The sequence below is a fragment of the Erwinia sp. genome, assembly GCF_049696395.1.
In the GTDB taxonomy this organism is placed as follows: Bacteria; Pseudomonadota; Gammaproteobacteria; order Enterobacterales; family Enterobacteriaceae; genus Erwinia.
Genome location: NZ_JBAVTT010000131.1, coordinates 1 through 22,043, shown reverse-complemented (window position 1 = coordinate 22,043; position 22,043 = coordinate 1). Strand labels below are relative to the sequence as shown.

Here is a 22,043-nt window from a genome sequence, read left to right as displayed (position 1 = left end):
CAAGGGGGCATCAGTGTAGTCACAGCGACTATTCTGATGTCTTAACTTCTACCCGGTTTTTTTCGAGATCAACGGGCACAGGGCCACGGAATGCCCGCCGCCATTCGCTTGGACTCACGCTGTATTTCGCCTTAAAACTCTGGCGGAAAGAAATCGGTGACTGAAACCCGACCATGCTGGACAGGCTTTCAATACTGATGTCCGTGGTTTCCAGCAGCTCCTGGCTCCTCTGAAGACGTTCCGCGTTCAGCCAGTCACCCAGCGTCGTTCCGGTTGCCTTGAGAAAATGACGCGTCAGCGTCCGCCTGCTCATGTTAACAAACCCCGCCAGGGAGTCGAGATCGTGCGGCTTGTCCAGATTGCGGCGCAGGTAGTCCATCAGCTCGTTCATTTTGCCGTCACGCGTCGTTACCGGAACCGGGCGTTCAATAAACTGTGCCTGACCCCCTTCCCGGTACGGAGGAACAACCATTCTTCGCGCCACCCGGTTTGCAATAGTAGAACCATAATGGTCACGGATAATATTCAGACAGCAGTCAATACCGGCGGCAGTACCGGCAGAGGTAATAAGGCGTTCATCACTGGTATACAGTGAGTTGCTGTCCAGACGAACGGCGGGGAATCGTTCAATGAAGTCCTGTTCGAACTCCCAGTGTGTAGCGGCCCGGTGCTGATCCAGCAAACCGGAATAGGCCAGAACGTAAGCGCCGAGGCAAAGCCCGACCACTTCTGCGCCGCGCTGCCATGCGCTTATCAGCTTATCCAGCAACGCCTGAGAAGGGCGTTCTTCAGGATGATTCCAGTAGGGCACGATAACAATGTCTGCGACGTCAAGTAGCTCAAGGCCATGTTCCACGTTGATTGACAGGCCAATATCAGACAGGACCACGCCCGGTTTTTCAGCGAAGATTCCGACGTGGAATAAATCCGGCTGCGGCATAGACTGTCCGAAAACAATACAGGGCACTGAAAAGTGAAACGGGCTGAATCCGGCCGTGGCGAGCACAGCAACCGTCAGTGCAGGCATAATGTTCCCCTTACCGTAAAGGTTAACCACCGGAACACCGGCGGCTAAATTGCTGATATTGACCGATCAAAGGATATCAGGCGGAGTGGCTTATCAGAAAGCCATTGTCTCACCGTCTGCAGGAATTAAGACCTTATCTTCAATGCCGTGTTCAAGGGTGAACTCGCGTAATTCCGCGCGGGTAAGAAGGCAATGGTTGATCGATTCCATATGAGAAGCCACGATGGTAGCCGTTGGCAACATCTTAACCGTGCGCAGCGTGTCCTCTTTGCCCATGATAATCGGACCGTAAAGGTCGTTGACTGCATAGCCGGTATTCAACACCACTATTTCCGGCTGGAAGCGTTGCAAACTTCTCACATAGGGCTTAACCCAGACGGTATCACCGGCGATATAAAGCGTTTTTTCATCATGATGTGTGAACACCAGCCCGCAGGCGTCACCGAGTAAATCACCCCACTGGGCATCGGCATACAGTTCGTTACTGCCGTGCTGGCCGTCTGTTTTATAAATCGTCAGTCCGTCAACAAATTGATTTTCCTCTTTCAGAACGCGGATGTTAAGAAAGCCCTGAGAACGGACCAGCGCAGCATCCTTCTCATCCTGGGTATAAATAAGCATGTCTTTGGGAACAGCCTGCTGCGCTGCTTCGTCCCAGTGATCGGTATGCGTGTGGGTCAGGATAATGGCATCAACGGCCAGTAAATCTTCTACAGAAACAGGCAAGGCAACCATGGGATTACGCAGGTGCGGGCGAGCATTACCGGCAAAACCCTCCCAGGCTTCCTTTTCTGCCAACATCGGGTCGATAAGGAATTTTTTACCGGCATAGTCCAGCACGAGCGTGGCATTGCGGATTTGCGTTAATTTCATTGATGACTCCAGTGATTCTTCAGATTTTAGGTTCAGCCACTGCGTTTGGTGGTGTCGGGCAGGGTGGCTGCGAGTGGCTTTACTATAAGAGGAAGAAGGGGGAAGCCGTGACAGGCTCACAGGTCATTAATCGATGAAATCGGGTCAATCACAGTGGCTCAATGTTTTATTGGTATTCCTGCCAAACCCGGATCCGATCGCCAGAACGTCATGGGACTTTATTGTGATAAATTTTTAAGAAAGGGCTGTGTTATCAGATAACACAGCCCTTAAAGACCTACGATTTTCACAAAACAGAGTGTTATTTAATGCTGCAGCGCGCACTCAATCCAGACAGGGCAAGGTCGCTCAGCGCTTTGGTTGGCGCAGCGCATCCTTCAGCAATGATGTGCATCTTCATCCCCAGGGCCTGCGGGGAAAGCGCCGTATGCGTGACACAGTGCTGCGTCATCATGCCGGTAAGAGAGATATCAGTAATGCCGTTGTCACGCAGCAGCTGTTCAAGCCCGGTTTCGAAGAAGCTGTCGGCCTGTTTCTTGGTGATAACCGGCGCATCTCCCAGTGCTGCAGCAACCTCCGGATGGATTTTCACCCCTTCACTGTCAGGTTTGAAGAATGGCGCATCGGCTGTTGCGATATGCTGAATACCGACGATAAGCCAGGCTTCCTCACGCGCTTTTTTAATCGCGTTAATTGCGGCTTTACAGGCTATTTCAGGTGCCTCAAGCGGGAAGGATCCCTCCGGGAAATAATCATTCTGAATATCGATAACGATCAGGGCATTTTTCATGTTCAGTCCTTGGGTTTTATTTATCGTAAGGGGCACAAAGTCACCTAAAGACTAGCAGCTGAATACTCCTCCAGTGAGAGTCCATAAAGTCAAAGTTCGATGAGATCGGGTCAATAGTAAAATCATTTTCGCCGGTGTACTTGCAGCATAAGCTGAATAAATAACCGGCTGTCATTGTTGCTCACTGTCTGCAGAGGGTCGGCTGAACAAGGTTGCCAGCGATTTTTTCTGCTTACCTTCAGGGGTAAAGTTTGTACCGGATAGCCATGCTGTAAGTGCCCGATCAATAGCAGGCCAGTCGCCATCAATCACGGAAAACCAGTCCGTATCGCGATTGCGTTGTTTGCGGGTCATCGCCTGACGAAAACGGCCTTCATAAATAAAACCAATCCTTTCAGCCGCGCGACGAGAATTCACATTGGTCGAATCACAACGCCAGGCAACGCGGCGGTAGCCAAGGGCAAAGGCATGCTGCAGCAACAAATACAGCGCCTCAGTGCCGAACACGGTGCGCTGCATCAGTGGGGACCAGGTGACATGCCCAATCTCAGTTATCCCGTTTGTAGTTTCCGTATTGGCGAAACAGACCACGCCAACCGCTTGCTGAGTTTTATTGTCGATAACGGCATAACTGACCAGCCCCTGGTCCTGGCTCTTCTCTGCAATCCAGGCGAGCATCCCGCTCAGTGAAGAGGGCTTTTGCGCCCCGAGCCATGTCCAGTCTCGGTCATCTTCGGCCACAGCAAAGGCCTGATAGAGCGCATCAGCATGAAGACTATCAAGTATGCTGAGCGTGCAATATTGCCCGGTTAACTGGCTGCGGGGAAAAGGTTGAGCAGGCTGCCAGTCAGGTAAGGCGCATCCCAGCTGTTGGCCATATTGATTGATGTTCACGAACCGTTCTCCTGTCATCGTCAGGTCTTAACTGGCTGCCGACCTGGAAGCGATGGATGACTCAGTGAAATAGCGAAGGGTAAGTTTGAAGCAATAAAAAAGCCGGTCACATCGCTGTTACCGGCTTTTCTGTTAATGCAGCGGATTACGCGGCGATTAACTTCTGTGCAGTGCTGTCAACCAGCGCCAGCAACACCTTGATGTCTTCCAGGGTCACGGTTGGGTTCAGCAACGTCATCTTCAGGCAGGTAACGCCATTCGACTCGGTCACACCCACGTTCGCACGGCCAGAATCCAGCAGCGCATCACCAATTTTCTGGTTCAGCAGGGCAATCGCGGCATCCGTAGCGAACTCAGACTGCTGAGGACGATAACGGAACAGCACGCTGGCCAGCTGTGGCTTCATCACCAGCTCCAGCGCAGGCTGGTCAGCAACGTAGCTCGCCACTTGTTGAGCCAGAGTGACGCCGTGATCGATGATTTCAGCGTATTGCTTCTGACCCAGCGCTTCCAGACCCATCCACAGTTTCAGTGCATCGAAACGGCGGGTGGTCTGCAGCGATTTAGACACCAGATTCGGTACGCCCGCCGCTTCATCAAACTCGGAGTTCAGGTAAGCCGCCTGATAGCGCATCAGTTCATAGTGGCGCGCTTCTTTCAGCAGGAACGCGCCGCAGCTGATGGTCTGGAAGAACTGCTTGTGGAAGTCCAGCGTAATGGAATCCACCAGCTCAATGCCGTCCAGATAATCGCGGTATTTCTCAGACAGCAGCAGAGCGCCGCCCCAGGCCGCATCAACGTGCACCCAGATCTGCTCTTCCGCAGCCAGCTTAGCGATAGCGCGCAGAGGATCGATAGCACCAGCATCGGTCGTCCCGGCTGTGGCAACAATCGCCAGAACCTGCTCACCGTTGGCTTTCGCCGCGGCCAGTTTCTCAGTCAGATCGTTCAGATCCATACGGGCGAATTCATCGGTCTTCACCAGCGTAACGGACTGATAACCCAGACCCAGCAACGCCATGTTCTTCTGTACGGAGAAATGCGCGTGCTCAGAACAAAACACTTTGATCTTCTTCAGGTTGCCAACCAGGCCATCCTGCTGAATAGAGTGTCCCTGACGTGCAAAGAAGGCATCACGCGCCAGCATCAGACCCATCAGATTGCTCTGGGTTCCGCCGCTGGTGAACACGCCCGCATCGCCAGCCTGATAGCCAACCTGAGTACGCAGCCATTCAATCAGCTTCATCTCGATGATGGTGGCTGACGGGCTCTGATCCCAGGAGTCCATGCTCTGGTTGGTGGCGTTGATTAACACTTCAGCTGCCTGGCTTACCACCAGGCTAGGGCAATGCAAATGAGCCACGCACTGTGGGTGATGCACCGACAGGCTGTCTTTCAGGAAGAACTCAATGGCACGCTCAATAGCGGCCTGGTTACCCAGGCCCTGAGGATTAAAATCCAGCGTAATGCGTTCGCGAAGCTCAGCAACCGTTTTCCCCTGATACATCTCAGGTTGTTGCAGCCATTGCACCACGGCCTGGCTGCTCTGCTCGATAGCTTGCTTATATGCTTCTGTGCTCTGCGCAGAAGCCGCCAGAATAGGGTTTAATCCGGACATCAACTTCACTCCACTCAGACTGGTTTGACGCCAGCAGCTAATAAGGCGTTTTCAAATTTATCAAGGAACACGGTCAGCTCTTCCTGGGTAATCAGCAGGGAAGGCAGCAGACGCAGCACGCAACCATTACGGCCACCGCGCTCAAGGATCAGACCAGTCTGGAAGCATTTTTTCTGCAACAGGGCAGAGAGTTCAGCATCAGCAGGGTAGCAACCCATATGATCCTGCGCTTCGCCAGGTTTCACGATCTCAATGCCGATCATCAGGCCCAGACCGCGAATGTTACCGATTACCGGGAAACGTTTCTGCAGTTCAGCCAGCTGGCCTTTCAGCCATTCGCCCTGAGTGGCAACTTTGGCAGCGATGCCGTTTTCAGTCAGGTGCTTCAGCGTGGTCAGACCGGTAGCCATTGCCAGCTGGTTGCCACGGAAGGTGCCGGTATGGTGGCCAGGTTCCCAGGCATCGAACTCTTTCTTAATGCCCAATACAGCCAGCGGCAGACCGCCACCCACAGCTTTGGACATCACGATGATGTCTGGCTCGATGCCAGCGTGTTCGAAGGCGAACAGCTTGCCGGTACGGCAGAAACCAGCCTGAACTTCATCGATGATCAGCAGAATGCCGTGCTCTTTAGTGACTTTACGAATGCGCTGCAGCCACTCAGCCGGAGCCGGGTTAACGCCGCCTTCACCCTGAACGGCTTCCAGGATCACGGCAGCAGGTTTGCGGACGCCGCTTTCTACATCGTTAATCAGGTTTTCGAAGTAATAGGTTAACGCCTTCACGCCAGCATCACCGCCAATACCCAGCGGGCAGCGGTAAAGGTGCGGATAAGGCATAAACTGCACTTCAGGCATCATGCCGTTGACGGCTTCTTTCGGCGACAGGTTACCTGTTACCGCAAGCGCGCCATGGGTCATACCGTGATAACCGCCGGAGAAGCTGATCACGCCAGTACGGCCGGTGTGTTTTTTTGCCAGTTTCAATGCCGCTTCTACGGCATCCGCGCCAGAAGGGCCGGTGAACTGAAGGCAATACTCTTTACCCTGACCAGGCAGTAAAGAGAGAAGATAAGCGGAGAACTCATCTTTTAATGGAGTGGTCAGATCCAGTGTATGTAACGGCAAGCCGCTGGTAATGACACTTTGTATGCTTTGCAGGACGTCAGGGTGATTATGGCCAAGAGCCAGAGTTCCCGCGCCAGCCAGGCAGTCAAGATAGTGATTATTCTCAACGTCGGTAATCCATACGCCCTGTGCTTTTGCTATAGCAAACGGCAACTTGCGTGGATAACTCCTGACATTTGATTCAAATTCAGCTTGTCTCGCCAAATAGGTTTCATTGTTTGCATGTGAAGACTTTGCACCTAAAGTATCAATACGGACTTTATCCGTCATCATATCTCTCCTACAACCGGGGGCAGCCAGGGCACCCTGATTGAAAATTGGTTAAAAAAGTAGCGACTCTATGTAAAAGCGCGCCCAATATAGGGCTTTTCACCCCCGAGCTCAATGATTAATTTTGTTAAGTTTTGTTTACTATTTTTCTATACGAATCATATCGTTGCAGTGTCCTTTCGCACTATAGGGTTATTGGCTAAATGTGATGTAAATGTTAAAGGGCACAAAAAGGGCAAGAAGAGAGGGTGAGATGAGGGCGATTTGAGCAAAACAAGGGGAAAAGCGAGGCAATAGGTTACCTTTGTAACATTTGTTTAATATCCATTTAATAACTCATGTCATTATTGTCGTTATCATTAACCTGGTTGTAGTATGGTAGTAACAAGCTGGGGCCATCAATGCCCGGCCCTAAAAAATGAAAACAGGTTTTTACCGCCGGACTCCGGGGGTTTTTGAGCAGTGTGAACAATCAGGGATAACCCATGCACGATCCAATCGATCCTTCTTCTGGAGGGGTTTTGCTTTCTCGTCGAAAAGTGTTGTTGGCCGGAGCCGTCATCATTGCCGGAGGCGTTGTCACCTCTGCGCTACCGTCTTTTGCCCTTGCCGCCACCTCAGATACCTTCACGCCTTTTATGCAGATTTCCCGACTGTTGGTGAACCACCAGCTTGATCAAGCCGTTGGTCAGCGCATGTTTACCTTGCTGGCAGCGGAAGAAGGCGGGCTAGGCGACAACCTCAATCAGCTCCTCGCTATTGCCAGCGCACAAAATGCCCGTGTAGTGGAAGACTTCTTCCCCTCGATCCCGCAGGGCAAACTGCAGGATCTGGCGCACAAGATTATTTTTGGCTGGTACACCGGCAGTCTTGAGCCCACGCGCACTGCGAAAACTTTCGCCTTTGAACAGGCGCTGACCTGGCACACCACGCTGGATGTGATCACTGTTCCGTCATACGGCATCAGTGGCCCCAACAACTGGCATCGCGTGAATACCCCGGTCCTTCCCGTCCCGACATTCTGATCCGAGTATAAGAAGAGAGATTATGGCAGCCCCTTCTCAGTCACCTGTAGTGATCGTTGGCACCGGCGTGGTCGGTGTGGTGATCGCTGAGCAACTGCTTGATGCTGGCATTCCGGTGTTGATGCTGGAAGCTGGTCCGCGCGTTACCCGCGCAGAAATCGTAGAAAATTACCGTAACCTTCCGCTGGCCGCCAAAGCCAATCCGATTGAGTGCTATCCCTCGCGTGAATGGGCACCGCATCCTGAGCCTGCAGGTCCTGGTAAAGGCTATCTGCAATTAAGCGGTGAAGACTCCTATGCGCAAAGTTATGTGCGTTATGCGGGCGGATCAACCTGGCACTGGGCGGGAACCTGCTGGCGCCTGACCCCTGCGGACATGCAGTTGCACACCAGATACGGCGTGGGGCGTGACTGGGCATTTGATTACGAGACGCTTGAGCCGTTTTACGCCCGAGCCGAGTACAAGCTGGGCGTTTGTGGCCCGGATGATATCGCCCAGCAATGGCCGCCTCAACGCTCTAAACCTTATCCCATGCCTGCGCTGCCTTTTGGGCCGGGCGAAGCGCGTTTCACCGACGTGGTGAAGCAGCATCTTGGTCTGCACAACATTCCCACGGCTCAGGCGCGTAACAGCGGCACTTCGTATGACGATCGTCCTGCCTGCTGCGCCAACAACAACTGCGTGCCGGTCTGTCCGGTTGGGGCAAAGTATGATGCCTCTACCGCCCTGGGGCGGCTTGAAGCCAAAGGCGCAACCATTCTGGATAATGCGGTGGTCTGGCGTATCGAGACTAACGCCCGGAACCACATTGAAGCCGTTCACTATTACGACCAGCATAAGCAAACCCATCGTGTAAGCGGCAAGCTGTTTATCATTGCCTGTAACGGGCTGGAGACACCAAAGCTGCTGCTGATGTCGACGGACTCGCGCAATCCAAATGGGATCGCCAACAGTTCCGATCAGGTTGGTCGCAATATGATGGACCATCCGCAGATCACCATGACCGTAACGCTGGAAGAGCCTTACTGGGCTGGCGTTGGCCCGGTGGTTAACAGCGGCATTATGGAAACCTCGCAAGGGGATTTCCGCTCTGAACATGCCGGTGCCTATTTCCGCTTCAACAACTTTGCCCGCAACCGTTTCGTCACCTTTGGCGCCCTGAAAAAAGGGCTGGTGGGTAAAGCACTGGATGAAGAGATCCGCAGAATGACCGCCTGTACCGCTGATATTGTGCTGGCGCATGAGATCCTGCCGGATGCCAACAACCGCCTGACGTTGTCGGATAAGAAAGACTGGCTCGGTTTGCCTAAACCGGCGATCCACTATGACGTGGGCGAGTATGTTCGTCGATCGTTGAAAGAGTACTCGATGCCGATTGCGCATCGGATTGCCGATGCGATGGGCGCGACAGAGAAGAAATTCTCCAGCCAGTTCAATCAGAGTAAGCACATCATGGGCGGCACCATTATGGGCAACGATCCCGCTAACTCCGTTGTCGATGCTGATTGCCGCGCTCACGATCATCCAAACCTGTTTTTACCGGGCGGCGGTGCGATGGCCAGCACGGCCTGCGGTAACAGCACGCTGACCATGACGGCATTGGCTTTTAAAGCGGCTGACGCCATCGTCAAACAGGCAAGGGCGGTGTCATGAAGCTGACCTTCAAACTGACCGGTTTAGCCACGTTGCTGGCCTTATGCAGCCTGACGGCTCAGGCAGAGACCGACACTGCTTTGCTGAAGCGCGGTGAATATCTGGCTGTGGCATCAGACTGCACCGCCTGCCACACCGCAAGTAACGGCAAACCGTTTGCCGGGGGCAAAGCCATTGAATCCCCGGTGGGCGAGATTATCGCTACCAATATTACTCCGTCTAAAATCAACGGCATCGGCAACTATACCGAGCAGCAGTTTGCTGATTCATTGCGAAAAGGCGTCAGAGCTGACGGTGCGCAACTTTACCCTGCGATGCCTTATACCGCTTACGCCACGCTGACTGATGACGATGTACATGCGTTGTATGTCTGGTTTATGTCAGGCGTACAGCCTGTAGATCTGCCAACGGAAGAAACGCATCTGCCGTTCCCGCTCAACCTGCGTTTCTCCATGCTGTTCTGGAATGCGTTATTCCTTAAGTCTCCGGGCTATACGCCGGATGCTGGAAGGTCTGAAAGCTGGAACCGTGGACGTTACCTGGTTGAAGGTGCGGCTCACTGTAGCACCTGCCACACGCCACGCGGCTTCCTGATGCAGGAGAAAGAGAGCGAGGCCTTTACGGGGGCTCAGGTTGGCCCCTGGTTCGCACCGAACATCACCGCCAACCCGGTCAGCGGCATCGGCAGCTGGTCGCAGCAAGATGTAGTCAGCTATCTGCGTACTGGCCGCCTGGCAGGCAAAGCTCAGGCGGCGGGCAGCATGGCGGAAGCAATCACCCACAGCTTCCAGCATCTGACCCCAGCGGACCTTTCAGCGATTGCTGAGTATCTTGCTGGCGTACCCGATAACAATCCACCGACTTCTGGCCAGTCCCGCTTTGAGCAGGGCAAGCCGGCCAATAATCTGGTGGCCTTCCGTGGCACTGCGTTCACTGCGCCAACCAGCGATGAAGGCGCCCGGCTGTTCTCCGGCAACTGTGCTTCCTGCCACGGCAGCAGCGGACAGGGCACCAGCGATGGTTTCTATCCAAGCCTGTTCCACAACAGCGCGACTGCTGAGCAGAATCCATCGAACCTGATCGCCACTATCCTCAACGGCGTGCAGCGTAAAACGGCAGAAGGTGACGTTTATATGCCACCGTTTGGTGAACAAACCCACGCGCTGACGCACCTTGACGATCGTCAGGTAGCCACGCTGGCCAGCTGGATTATGCAGCAGTACGGCAAGGCGGACGTGAAGGTTGAGCCGGAACAGGTTGCCGAAATTCGTCGTGGCGGGCCTTCTTCGCCACTGGTGCTAATGGCGCAGTTGGGTGTGGCGGCGGGCGTACTGGTTGTTGTGCTTCTGCTGGGCTATCTCATCTGGCGTCGTAAACGTTCAAACGCCAGGCGTTAACTCATACTCTCCGTCGCCAGCCGTTGATTCTGCTGGCGACTTTTGACTGGAAAAGACAGATGAACCTCTATTCACGCCGCCGTGTGCTGAAGATGGCCGGGCTGGTCGGTGTTACTACCGCTGCCGGCCATCTTTTGCCGCTGCCGCAACTGAACGCCGCACAGCCTGACCCGCAGGCTCCGGCGCTGGCTGATTTTATGCAGCTTTCAGCCCTTTTAGTCCAGCAGGATGGCCTGAACACCACGGTTGGCGCCGCGTTGTTTCATGCCCTGAGCAAAACCCAGAAGAATTTCGCCGTTGGCCTGACGCAGCTTAAAGCTTTGTTAACCAGCCAACCTGAACGGCTTGAGCAGGATCTGCTGCACTTCGCCGAGAGCGAATCAACAAACGAGAAACTGGCGAAAGCGATCCTGGGCGGCTGGTACAACGGTGTTGTGGGGAAAGGAAATGACGCGTTGTACGTCACGTACGTCAACACGCTCGCCAGTCAACTGGTAAAAGACAAAGTTGTGCCGCCTGGTTTCTCTTATGGCGCATGCGGAAGCTGGGCTCGTCAGCCCTGAACCCATTTTTGATGAGTAATGTCGTAAATGAACACTAAATTATCCGCTGATGTGGTGGTGATTGGCGCGGGCGTGAATGGCTCGTTGCTGGCTACCCGACTGGCGAAGGCCGGGAAATCCGTGCTGTTACTGGAATCCGGTCCGAAATTCGCCCGCGATCAACTGGTCGAGCGCTTCCGTGAGTCCGCTTTTAAGTCGGACTTCATGTCGCCTTATCCTTTCTCGCCAATGGCTCCGCACCCGCGTTATACGCCAGAGCCCAACGACTATTTACAGCAGACTGGGCCTCATCCGTTTGCTGCTCAGTACATCCGTATGTTTGGTGGCACCAGTTGGCACTGGGCAGCCCAGCTTTGGCGTTTTGTCCCGAACGATTTCCGCCAGCACTCGCAATATGGCGTGGGCAAAGACTGGCCGATACAGTATGACGAGCTGGAAGAGTATTACTATCAGGCGGAAGTGATCGCCGGGGTCGGGGGTTCTCCTGACAACGGTTCCCCACGCAGCAAACCTTATCCAATGGATCGCGTGCCTGCCTCCTGGCTGCAACAGCGGGTGACTGAACGTCTGGCCCCGGATTTCACCGTACTGGATGACAGCACTGGCCGTAACAGCCGCAGCTATGATGGGCGTCCGGCCTGTTGTGGCAATAACAACTGTATGCCGCTCTGCCCGATTGATGCTCAGTATCATGGCGGCATTGCCGCACAGCAGGCAGAGGACAGCGGCGTGAAGGTGATCACCGAAGCTGTGGTCTATCAGCTAGAGCATGACAGCAATGGCACTATCATTGCCGCCCATTATTACGACTGGAACAAGGTCAGCCACCGGGTGACGGCAGAAACCTTCGTGCTGGCGGCCAATGCTATCGAAACGCCAAAACTGCTGCTGATGTCTGTGAGCGATAAATTCCCGCAGGGGATAGCCAACTCGCATGACAACGTGGGCCGCAACCTTTGCGATCACCCGGCGATTGGCGTGACGTTTGACGTTGATGAAGAAATCTGGCCTGGTCGTGGGCCAGTCAGCCCTTGTTCGATCGGTCAGTTCCGCGATGGTGAATTCCGCCGCGAACACTCGCCGTTCCGCATTGATATCTCCAATGCCTCTCAGGTGGCTTCAGTGACTAAGGAACTCCTGGCTGAAGGCTATTTTGGCAAGCCGTTGCAGGAGCAGATTCGCTTCCGCGCTGCGCGCCGCCTCAGCATTAAAAATGCGTTGGAGCAATTGCCCGATCCCAACAACCGCGTCACCCTCAGCAGCAATAAAGATCCGCTCGGCATCCCAACGCCAGCGCTGTTCTGGAACGTGGACGACTATGTGACTAAAGGCACGGAAAAAACCCGTGAATGCTATGACGCGATTGCCGCCAAACTTGGCGCAACCAATATCAAGCACAGCAAAAGCGGTAAGTTCTCTAATCGTCAGCACATTACCGGCACGCTCTCGATGGGACTGGATCCTGCAACCAGCGTGACCGACCCATGGGGACGTGCGCATGATCATCAGAACCTCTTTATGGTGGGGACCGGCGTGATGCCGACGGTGGGCACCTGTAACGTCACGCTGACGGCGATGGCGTTGGCTTTGCGGACTGCGGATAAGATTTTACAGGAGACGCAGCGTGGTTAATTTAGTGAAATCACTGTTGCCTGCCAGCGCGTTGTTGCTGATGCTGGGTCAACATGCAGCCTCTGCTGAAACGCCAGCTGAGCTGATTAAGCGTGGTGAATATCTGGCGATCGCCGGAGACTGTGGAGCCTGTCATTCTGACGCAGGAAAAGCCCCGTTCAGCGGCGGTCATGCCATTGTCAGCCCGATCGGCACCCTTTTTAGTACCAACATCACCCCCTCCAAAACGGCTGGGATCGGCAACTACAGCGAAGCACAGTTTGCTGATGCTCTGCGCAAAGGTGTGCGGGGTGATGGCCGCCAGCTTTATCCGGCGATGCCTTACACCGCTTATGCCAAACTGAGCGATGACGATGTGTCTGCGCTTTATGCTTACTTTATGCACGGTGTGAAAGCCGTAGATAAGCAGCCGCAGAAAACCGAACTGCCATTCCCGTTCAACCTGCGCTTCAGCATGGCTGGCTGGAACCTGCTGTTCCTGGAGACAAAACCTTTCACGCCTGATGCAAGTCAGTCAGCAGAGTGGAACCGGGGCGCCTATCTGGTTCAGGGATTAACGCATTGCAGCACCTGCCATACGCCGCGTAACTTCCTGATGGCCGAGCAGCAGGACAAAAGTTTGCAGGGCGCTTCGTTGGGAACCTGGTTTGCACCGGACATTACCGCTAAAACGTTGCAGGACAAGCAGCGCTGGACGCGAGAGAGCCTGGCCGAGTATCTGGAGACCGGTCACGCCGCCAATGGCGCGACCGCTGGCGGCCCAATGCTGGAAGCGGTAGATAAAAGCTTCTCGCGCATGACGGCGGAAGATCGCCAGGCGATAGCCAACTATCTGTTGCCAGAAGTGAAGGAAGAGTCGGCATCAACCCACACGCCTGTTTCTCCCTCCACAATAGCGTCAGATTCTGCAGCTGAAGCAGGTTCTGTTGCGACAGCCGGGCTCTCTTCTGTAGCGGGTGATGATACGCCTGAAGCGCTGTCACAGATGAGTGCTGGTGAAGGTGTCTATCGCAACAACTGCGCATCGTGCCACAACCTGGGCGGCGTTGGACTGAATGGTTTGCCAGCGTTGAAGGGGCATCCGGTTCTGGAAAAGCCGACGGCGGACAATGTGGCCATGGCCGTTTTACAGGGCGTCTGGCCTGAAAAAGGGCAGGGAATGATCGGTTTCGCCAAAGAGCTGAACGATCGGCAGATAGCTGACGTGACCAACTATGTGATGAAGGATATGGGTAACAGCAGTGTGCAGATCACCCCTGAGCGGGTCAAAGCATTACGTCACGGCGGCGAGCCTTCGTCTCTGTTACTGCTCGCGCGCGCAGGAATGGCGGGCGGCGTTGTCGTGATATTGGCACTGTTGTTCTGGTGGTGGCGTCGGCGTCGCTAGACCCTTTTTTCCCTTCAAATTACCCTCCGCTTTATCCTTTAAGGCGGAGGGCTGTTCATCTCGTATCGCAAACTCCCTTCAGATTTAACCCCCAGACCTCAAATTAACCTTTGCCATCCTGGCGGGTAACGCTGCAGGTGCAGTATCACAAAGCAGAACGCTGCGAAATATCATGGATCGCGTAGTGGGAACGGCATTTATTGGCCTGGGTATCAGGCTGGCTCTGACCCGTCGCTGAGCTCATCCTGTCTCGCTCCAACCCGGAATAAAGATTTGCGGAGTTAAGCAACGGTGACAGCCGTAATTTCCCCTCCGCCTCACCCAACAAGCGGAGGGCTCTCCCTCAAATTCCGTGCAGTTTTGCCAGCAGCCAGATCCTTTCTGACGCCACATCGACATTCTCCAGCAAGCCGGCTTCATCTGCCATGCGGAACAGCTCGCTGTAATGCGTCAGACTGCGGGCGCCTTGCATCGCGCCCAGCATGGTGAAATGCTTTTGATGGCCGTTCAGCCAGGCCAGAAACACGATGCCGGATTTATAGTACTGAGTGGGGCTGGCAAAAATATGCCGTGCCAGGGGTAACGTTGGGGCCAAAATCGTCTCGTAAGTTTGCCTGTCTCCCTGTGCCAGCTCATGCAGCGCGCTTGAGGCCGCAGGGGCAATGGCATCCAGAATACCTAATAAGGCATGGGAATAGCCCTGACTGTCTCCGGCAATCAGCTCGGGATAGTTAAAATCATCCCCGGTATACATTTTTACCGAAGCAGGCAGCTGGCGGCGCATCTCAATCTCGCGATCTTTATCCAGTAACGAAATCTTGATGCCGTCAATTTTAGCCTCGTTATTGCGGATCACCGCCAGGCAGATCTCCATAGCGCTGTGTAACGTCTCTGCGCCCCAATAGCCTTTTAATGCTGGATCGAACATCTCCCCCAACCAGTGAAGGATCACCGGCTGTTTCACCTGCCTCAGCACGGTGTCATACACGCGAATATAATCCTCTGGTCCTTTGGCAATCGCTGCCAGTGCGCGGCTGGCCATCAGGATGATTTTCCCGCCACAGGCTTCAATGGCCGAGATCTGCTGCTCATAAGCAGAAATCACATCATTTACCGTCAATCCGCTGAAATCACTCAGATGATCGGTTCCCGCACCACTGGCGATGGTGGCACCAGGGTAGTCTTTTGCCTGCTCAACACTCCGTTGAATTAACTCCAGGCTCGTTGGCCAGTCCAGCCCCATCCCACGCTGAGCCGTATCCATCGCTTCAGCCACACCAAAGCCCATCGACATCAAATGTCGGCGGTATTGCAGCGTGGCATCCCAGTCAATAGCCCGGTCTGTTAATGGGTTTAGCATTTTTGTCGGGTCAGAGACCACATGAGCCGCAGCAAAAATCTGACGGTTATAGATCGGCTTGCGGGGCACGCTCCAACTGCGTTCTCCTTTCACCACATAGCTGTAAGGCTGGCCGTGGCTGTCCAGTAAACGCACTTTGTTATTGATGGTCATAAAGTCAATTCCTTGCAGTTGGGGGAATTAATGCTTAACCAGCTGCCCGTTTGGCAGTGTCCCGGTTATATTGCTGGCCATAACAGGTAATTTACGCACGCCGAGTAACACCACGCTGCTGCACAGGATCACCGCAGCGGCGGCCAGCCAGACGGGTTGCAGGCTGTATTGCTGGGCCATATAACCAGCGACAATTGGGGAGATGCCGCCTGCAGCCATGCCCATATTCATTACAAAGCCAATCGCAGAGCCGCGCAGGGAAGGCGGGACCAGTTCAGCAGTAACGGACAAAACGATCGGCGTAATGGGATAGCCGAGAAAACCAAGCAACATCACCAGCATCACGACTAGCGGCACAGAGAGGTTAATCACCATCGCGGCCATCAAAAAACCGCTGACAATGGTGATAACCATCAAAATGTTGCGGCGACGGATAAAGTCACCTTTATCGCAATAACGGCCAAGCAGAAAACCACCCAAAGCGCCGGTCAGCCCCAGCAAGCTGGCAATGGTGCCTGCCATACCCATCGACAGATTTTTCACCTGCATCAGGTAGCTTGGTGCCCACAGCAGCACAATCCACCATCCGGCTAGCAGCACAAAGTAATACACCGCCATCAGCATCACCGGTGTCTGGCGGAACAGGGTGCGTAAAGGCACTTTTTCAGCGGCCTGACGCGCAGCCAGCTCTTTCGGTTTACGATCGTTTTTCACCAGAACCCAATACAGGATCGCCACGATCATGCCCATCGCACCGGCGACGTAAAACACCACGCGCCAGCCGAAGATCGGGCCTAGCATCGCGCCCATCCAGGTGCCCAGGAAACCCCCGATCGGATACCCCATCCAGTAGAGTGACATCACCGTTGTTCGCTGTTTGTCACTGGTCACGTTCGCCACCTCCAGCGAGGCAGCGGGCCAGAAGATGCCTTCACCCACGCCGGTCATGACTCGGTAGAAAATCAGGCTCGACAGGCTGCCCGCAGCGCCCGTCATCAGGGTGGCAAACGAGAACATCATTAAACCAAGGATTAACACCGGTTTGCCGCTCAGCTTGTCGGCAATGATGCCGGCAATAAACAGAAAGACGATAAAACCAAAGAAGAAGGAGGAGAGCAGAATGCCGCTTTCGCCTTTGCCCAGACCAAATTCGGAGGCAATCAAGCCGATAGCAGAAGAGACCGTCATACGATCGACGGAGTACATCATGTAGCCCAGCCCGCACAGCACGGTAACCAGGATCATTTTGCGAGTATCTGTATTCATGGGTTCCTCGACGTGTCTGTTGCCCGACGAAAACAGCTTTTCAGCTCTGTCAGATACGAAGGATAATATTAACCGTGTTGAAGATGACGGGCTTTGCAGGTGCGCAGAACCTCATCCGGATCTTTTATCCACCAATTAAGGCGGGAGAAAATCTCCACTTCATGAAAGCCGTTATAGCCCTGAGCTTCCACGGTCTGGCGCAACCCGCGAATATCAATCACCCCATCGCCCATCATGCCGCGATCTTCCAGCAGATCCTGAGTAGGGCTTAGCCAGTCGCAGATATGGAAAGCCAGCAGGCGCTTTAGTCCGGCACGGGCGATCTGTTGATGAAACTCGGCGTCCCACCAGGTGTGATAAACATCGACGGCGATCCCCAGCCCGTCATCACCCAGATCGTCACAGAGGTCGTTCGCCTGTTTCAGCGTGTTCACACAGGCGCGGTCGGCTGCATACATCGGATGAAGCGGTTCAATGGCCAGCGGCATTCCCAGCGGGCGGGAATACTCCAGAAGGGCACTTAACCCATCCCGAACCTGCTGACGTGTACCGAACAGGTCTTTAGAACCGTCTGGTAACCCGCCAACAACCAGCACCAGGCAGGAGGCGTCAAGCTCCAGCGCTTCGTCTACTGCACGATAATTATCGGTCAGATTTGCCTGCCGTTGCTCCGCGCTGTTAGCCGGGAACATGCCGCCACGGCAATAGCCGGTGACAGTAAGAGTGTGCTGGCGGACCAAACGGGCTGTTTCCTTCAGCCCTAAAGCGGCAACCTGATCCCGCCAGGGCGAGATCCCCTGAATCTGGTGACGGGCGCACCCTTCGATAATCTGCCGCAGGTCCCATTGCTGGCGAAGAGTGGCGGTATTCATGGAGAGTTTGCGTGGATCGGGACTGGTCATAGCAGGCTCCTTAACGGTCCAGTGACGGGACATCAACCCAGCGACGTTCTTTCCAGCTTTTCAGCGCCAGATCGACCAGTTGCAGTCCTTTTGCCCCCTCTAACAATCCCCAACGGTAATCGCCTTCGCCCCAGACGTGGCGCAGGAACAACTCCCACTGAACTTTAAAGGCGTTATCGTAATGCTGCGAATCCGGCACTTCTGCCCAGTCATTAAAGAAGTTATGGGTTTGACGCACGTCCGGATTCCACACCGGCTTAGGCGTATTGACGCTGGCCTGAGTGAAACAGTCGGTAAGGCCCGCAACGGCAGAGCCTTTAACGCCATCAACCTGGAACGTGACTAAATCGTCACGGCGGACGCGCACACACCAGGAACTGTTGATCTGCACAATAGCGCCGTTATGCAGTTCAAAAGTGGCATAAACGGCATCATCAGCGGTCGCCTGGTAGGGCTTATGCTGTTCATCCCAGCGCTCTGGAATATGCGTGGCGCCAATACAGCTGAGACTTTTTATCTCACCAAACAGGTTGTCGATGACGTAGCGCCAGTGACAAATCATATCCAGAATGATGCCGCCGCCGTCTTCGGTGCGGTAGTTCCAGGAAGGGCGCTGCGTGGGCTGAAGATTGCCTTCAAACACCCAATAGCCAAACTCACCGCGAACAGAGAGTACCTTGCCAAAGAAACCGGACTCATTAAGCAGCTTGAGTTTCTGCAGGCCAGGCAGCCAAAGCTTGTCCTGCACCACGCCATGACAAACCCCTTTTTCACGGGCGTAGTGGTAGAGATCCAGCGCTTCGTCCAGCCCCATCGCTACCGGTTTTTCGCTGTAGACGTGCTTGCCTTTGCTGATGGCTTTTTTCAGCAGAGCCGGGCGGGCCTGAGTCGTGGCTGCATCAAAGAAAATGCTGTCTGAGGGATTCTCCAGGGCTTTATCGATATTGGTGCCCCAGCGGCTGATACCATATTCCTTCGCCAGCGCGGCGATCTTTTCTTCGTTGCGGCCGATCAGAATGGGATCGGGCATCAGGCGGTCACCATTGGCCAACAGCACGCCGCCTTGCTGGCGTATTTGCACAATCGAGCGGATTAGGTGCTGGTTTTTCCCCATTCGTCCTGTTACGCCATGCATGATGATACCAACTGGGATCTGGGCCATTCATTCACCTCTGAGAAGAGAAGGTCAGTCAGCCACGCAGTTTGTGAGGAAAACCACAGTTCGCTTGATTGCTGCAGGCTGACCGATCGGGTTTGGTTAATACTCATTCAACCAGATGGTTGATAACCACACTATAGAGTCGGTTTTTGCTTCTGACGGTGATCGGATTCACATAACCAACTAGTTGGTTGAAAATATTCTCGACCTTGTTTTAGCCGCAAAATAGGGCACTATGATGTTAATAAAAGCAAAAATGCGTGAGGACACCGGTTTGGCTGACACGACAGTTAAGGATAAAAGCGAGACAGCGGATAAACAGAGCCGCATTCTGCAGGCTGCCCGAGCGGAGTTTGCAGAGAAAGGGTTTGATGGTGCAAGAGTCGACAGTATTGCCGAACGCGCTAAGGCCAACAAGCAGCTTATCTATTACTACTTCACCAACAAAGATGTGCTGTTTACCCGCGTACTGGAAGATGCTTACCGCGATATTCGTGAGCATGAAGCGGCACTGTCTCTTGAGGGCTTCCCGGCGAACGAAGCCATTCTCAAGCTGGTGGAATTCACCTGGCACTACTATCTGAAGAACCCGGAGTTTATCCGGCTGTTAAACAGTGAAAACCAGCTGAAAGCCCGGCATCTGAAAGGCTCAGAAACCACAGTGCAGATCAATCAGAGCTGGATAAGCATCACCCTGAATCTGCTTGAACGCGGCAGACGGGAAGGGAACGTCAGACAGGAAATTGATGTTATGCAACTGAACATCAATATTTCCGCACTGGGTTTTTTCTACCTGATTAACCAGTCCACGCTATCGATCCTTTATCAACAGGATCTCAGTGAGCAAGCCGCTTTAGACGAGCGCCTTCGGGTGATGAAAGAGTGTATCGCGGCGTGGATCCGGCCTTAAAGGGCGCAGGGTTTAGTGATCGAAACCGTGCCTCATCCGACCACACTTTTTATCCCTCTACTCCTGACCCCATCAACTGGCGGGTTAAACTACCGCTATCCTGCTGAAAAATAACCAAAATGATTAAATTCAGCAAGTTAAGCTGAATTGATTGCGGTTTGCAACCGTTGGCAAATATGTTGCCAACGGTTGCAAAAGAAAACATACTTGCAACATCAAAGCCGTCCCAAGCCACAAAAATCAACAAAATCAGGGTGGCAGGCAGCATTTTTCCGGTTAACAGGTTGGGCCTGGCGGCCTGATTACATTATCCTGTTGGCAAGAGTTGCCTCGGGACACAACAGCGTGAAGCCAAAGACAGAAGAAAAAAGAGTGCATAAAGCGACAGCCAGCGATGTGGCGGAACTGGTGGGGATGTCGAAATGGACGGTGCTTCGTGCCTTTAAACCGGGCGCATCCATTTCAGCCACCGCCCGTAACGAAGTGCTGGCAGCGGCAAAGCAACTGGGATTCAGGCCAAACCTGCTTGCCAGCAGTTTAAAAAAGCGCTCAACCAATTTGATTGGCGTGGTAGCGGATGAATTTACCAATCCGCACACCCTGAAGATGTTAAATGACGTTACCAGGCAGCTGAACAAGCGTGGCTATATGACGCTGTTACTGAATATCGATTCGGGTGCGGACTATCACTCGGTACTGCAGATGGCTGGGCAGCTGCAGGTAGACGGCCTGATTTATATGGCGACGATCCTGGATGATAAGCTGATTGTCACCGCACAGGAGTTGCACCACATTCCTTTTGTGCATGTCTGCCGCAATACAGACAGCAAAGATGTGGATGTCATCAATGTGGATGGCTTCGCTGCGGGATCGGCGCTGGGAAATGTGTTAGTGGAGCAGGGCTTTCAACGTTTTGGCTACATGAAGGGCCCGAATACTGCCTCTGATCACTTATTGCGAATGGAAGGTTACTCATCCTGTCTGGAGACAGCAGGGAGATCGCTGGATCAGGTATTGATCGCCGGGCATTACGACCGTGTGCTGGCCTGGGAAGTGATGACCGAGTATCTGCATTCCACACCTGAGAACGAGCGTATCGATGCGCTATTTTGCGAAAATGACGTGCTGGCTTTTGGTGTGCTGCAGGCCATCCGGGACTTTGACAGCACACTAAATATTGGCGTAGTCGGGTTTGATGATGTGGATGAGGCCAGAACCTCGACCTGGAATCTGACAACCTGGAACCAGCGGGCAGATTTACAGATTGCCGAAGCGATCAACAGACTGATTGATCACCAGCCTGATGAGAGTGGAGCCTGGCGACAGGGCGAATTATGTTTGCGGCAGTCGCATATTAAGAAATAGAGCCGTAGTTTCCCCCAGCCGCCATAACGTTACTTCACGTCAGGGCGGTTATACATGACATGAGTCCTTTTATTACTCTGATTCTTCAGCGGTATCGTCACGTCTGAGGGCTGTTAAAAAACAATCACATTTCAACAATGGAGCGTAATTAAACAGGAAAATTCACTTTGCAGGGATACGGGTGTCAGTTTCAAAACCAACATTAACGCACCTTACTTTAAAAATAACACTGTCTAATGATGCACATCTTCAGCTTAATAATAAGTGAGCGTGTTTCATGTAGTCGGTGACTCTGATTTATTGGAGCATCGTATGAAGCGTAGAAAATTTATTAAGGCTGGCCTGATCCTGGCCAGCACGGGCACTGCTGCCTCCGTTTTTAAACCCGCAGGCGCCGCGGATAATGTTCTTAACGGGGGAAAACTGTGGCAAGCCAAACAGACACCGCCTCCAGTGCCTGCCAATCCCACCAAACTGCTGTATCTGACAGCAGAGGAAGCGGACAAGGTTAAGGCCATCTTCGATCGTTTAATTCCTGCCGATGAGCTCAGTGTCAGCGCTTCTGAAGCCGGTTGCGTGGTCTTTATCGACAACCAACTGGCCGGAAGCTACGGCGATGCGGCGTGGAAATATAAGGGCGGCCCTTATGAAAAGGGCACCGAAGCACAGGG

20 protein-coding genes are annotated in these 22,043 nt (G+C 53.7%); 9 read left to right on the top strand and 11 right to left on the bottom strand.

The annotated features are described in order from the left end of the window. Positions 1–28: 28 nt before the first annotated feature. The 6 genes from WCC56_RS16450 to WCC56_RS16425 all read right to left on the bottom strand — a co-directional run bounded on the left by WCC56_RS16450 (position 29) and on the right by WCC56_RS16425 (position 6,599). Positions 29–1,027 (bottom strand): GlxA family transcriptional regulator, encoded by a 999-nt coding sequence (locus WCC56_RS16450; RefSeq protein WP_424693411.1) that lies wholly within the window; start codon positions 1,025–1,027, stop codon positions 29–31. Positions 1,028–1,120: 93 nt separating this feature from the next. Next, positions 1,121–1,900 (bottom strand): MBL fold metallo-hydrolase, encoded by a 780-nt coding sequence (locus WCC56_RS16445; RefSeq protein ID WP_424693410.1) that lies wholly within the window; start codon positions 1,898–1,900, stop codon positions 1,121–1,123. A gap of 301 nt (positions 1,901–2,201) precedes the next feature. Beyond that, positions 2,202–2,690, bottom strand: a complete 489-nt coding sequence (locus WCC56_RS16440) for a cysteine hydrolase family protein (protein ID WP_424693409.1) — start codon at positions 2,688–2,690, stop codon at positions 2,202–2,204. A 171-nt stretch (positions 2,691–2,861) separates the two neighbouring features. Next, complete coding sequence (locus WCC56_RS16435) at positions 2,862–3,584, bottom strand: GNAT family N-acetyltransferase (protein ID WP_424693408.1); 723 nt, start codon at positions 3,582–3,584, stop codon at positions 2,862–2,864. A gap of 145 nt (positions 3,585–3,729) precedes the next feature. Further along, a complete protein-coding gene (locus WCC56_RS16430) occupies positions 3,730–5,202 on the bottom strand; it encodes a pyridoxal phosphate-dependent decarboxylase family protein (protein WP_424693407.1) in 1,473 nt (490 codons plus the stop codon). Positions 5,203–5,216: 14 nt separating this feature from the next. After that, positions 5,217–6,599, bottom strand: a complete 1,383-nt coding sequence (locus WCC56_RS16425) for a diaminobutyrate--2-oxoglutarate transaminase (protein ID WP_424693416.1) — start codon at positions 6,597–6,599, stop codon at positions 5,217–5,219. 485 nt (positions 6,600–7,084) lie between these two features. Between WCC56_RS16425 and WCC56_RS16420 the strand changes: the two genes are divergently transcribed. From WCC56_RS16420 to WCC56_RS16395, 6 genes are read left to right on the top strand one after another with little or no spacing between them, the layout of a single operon-like run. Then, positions 7,085–7,624, top strand: coding sequence for a sugar dehydrogenase complex small subunit (locus WCC56_RS16420; RefSeq protein ID WP_424693406.1), 540 nt, complete (start codon positions 7,085–7,087; stop codon positions 7,622–7,624). Between the two features lie 22 nt (positions 7,625–7,646). Then, positions 7,647–9,278 carry a GMC family oxidoreductase gene (locus tag WCC56_RS16415; protein WP_424693405.1) on the top strand — a complete coding sequence of 544 codons (1,632 nt, stop codon included), beginning with the start codon at positions 7,647–7,649 and terminating at the stop codon, positions 9,276–9,278. Next, positions 9,275–10,675 (top strand): c-type cytochrome, encoded by a 1,401-nt coding sequence (locus WCC56_RS16410; protein ID WP_424693404.1) that lies wholly within the window; start codon positions 9,275–9,277, stop codon positions 10,673–10,675. The genes WCC56_RS16415 and WCC56_RS16410 overlap by 4 nt, the downstream gene beginning before the upstream one ends. Before the next feature lie 59 nt (positions 10,676–10,734). Next, a complete protein-coding gene (locus WCC56_RS16405) occupies positions 10,735–11,238 on the top strand; it encodes a sugar dehydrogenase complex small subunit (protein WP_424693403.1) in 504 nt (167 codons plus the stop codon). 27 nt (positions 11,239–11,265) lie between these two features. Beyond that, on the top strand, positions 11,266–12,870 hold the full coding sequence (locus tag WCC56_RS16400) for a GMC family oxidoreductase (RefSeq protein ID WP_424693402.1): 1,605 nt from the start codon (positions 11,266–11,268) through the stop codon (positions 12,868–12,870). 40 nt (positions 12,871–12,910) lie between these two features. Next, complete coding sequence (locus tag WCC56_RS16395) at positions 12,911–14,257, top strand: c-type cytochrome (RefSeq protein ID WP_424693415.1); 1,347 nt, start codon at positions 12,911–12,913, stop codon at positions 14,255–14,257. Positions 14,258–14,600: 343 nt separating this feature from the next. Here the strand turns inward: WCC56_RS16395 and WCC56_RS16390 are convergent, their stop codons facing one another. From WCC56_RS16390 to WCC56_RS16375, 4 genes are all read right to left on the bottom strand, one after another. Further along, complete coding sequence (locus tag WCC56_RS16390) at positions 14,601–15,770, bottom strand: dihydrodipicolinate synthase family protein (RefSeq protein ID WP_424693401.1); 1,170 nt, start codon at positions 15,768–15,770, stop codon at positions 14,601–14,603. Positions 15,771–15,797: 27 nt separating this feature from the next. Then, positions 15,798–17,036: an MFS transporter gene (locus WCC56_RS16385; protein ID WP_424693400.1), complete on the bottom strand. Its 1,239-nt coding sequence runs from the start codon at positions 17,034–17,036 to the stop codon at positions 15,798–15,800. Between the two features lie 68 nt (positions 17,037–17,104). Further along, positions 17,105–17,938, bottom strand: a complete 834-nt coding sequence (locus WCC56_RS16380; protein ID WP_424693399.1) for a sugar phosphate isomerase/epimerase family protein — start codon at positions 17,936–17,938, stop codon at positions 17,105–17,107. 10 nt (positions 17,939–17,948) lie between these two features. Further along, the gene (locus tag WCC56_RS16375; RefSeq protein ID WP_424693398.1) at positions 17,949–19,100 is read right to left on the bottom strand and encodes a Gfo/Idh/MocA family protein; all 1,152 of its coding nucleotides are present in this window, start codon (positions 19,098–19,100) and stop codon (positions 17,949–17,951) included. Positions 19,101–19,371: 271 nt separating this feature from the next. Here WCC56_RS16375 and WCC56_RS16370 point away from each other — a divergent pair, with 271 nt between their 5' ends. Next, positions 19,372–20,007, top strand: a complete 636-nt coding sequence (locus WCC56_RS16370; RefSeq protein ID WP_424693397.1) for a TetR/AcrR family transcriptional regulator — start codon at positions 19,372–19,374, stop codon at positions 20,005–20,007. A gap of 49 nt (positions 20,008–20,056) precedes the next feature. On the opposite strand, the gene WCC56_RS16365 is transcribed toward WCC56_RS16370, so the two are convergent. Beyond that, the gene (locus WCC56_RS16365; protein ID WP_424693396.1) at positions 20,057–20,275 is read right to left on the bottom strand and encodes a hypothetical protein; all 219 of its coding nucleotides are present in this window, start codon (positions 20,273–20,275) and stop codon (positions 20,057–20,059) included. Between the two features lie 104 nt (positions 20,276–20,379). Here WCC56_RS16365 and WCC56_RS16360 point away from each other — a divergent pair, with 104 nt between their 5' ends. Then, complete coding sequence (locus WCC56_RS16360; protein ID WP_424693395.1) at positions 20,380–21,372, top strand: LacI family DNA-binding transcriptional regulator; 993 nt, start codon at positions 20,380–20,382, stop codon at positions 21,370–21,372. Between the two features lie 312 nt (positions 21,373–21,684). Continuing rightward, positions 21,685–22,043: gluconate 2-dehydrogenase subunit 3 family protein (locus WCC56_RS16355; protein ID WP_424693394.1), on the top strand; the 359-nt coding region annotated here is incomplete at its 3' end.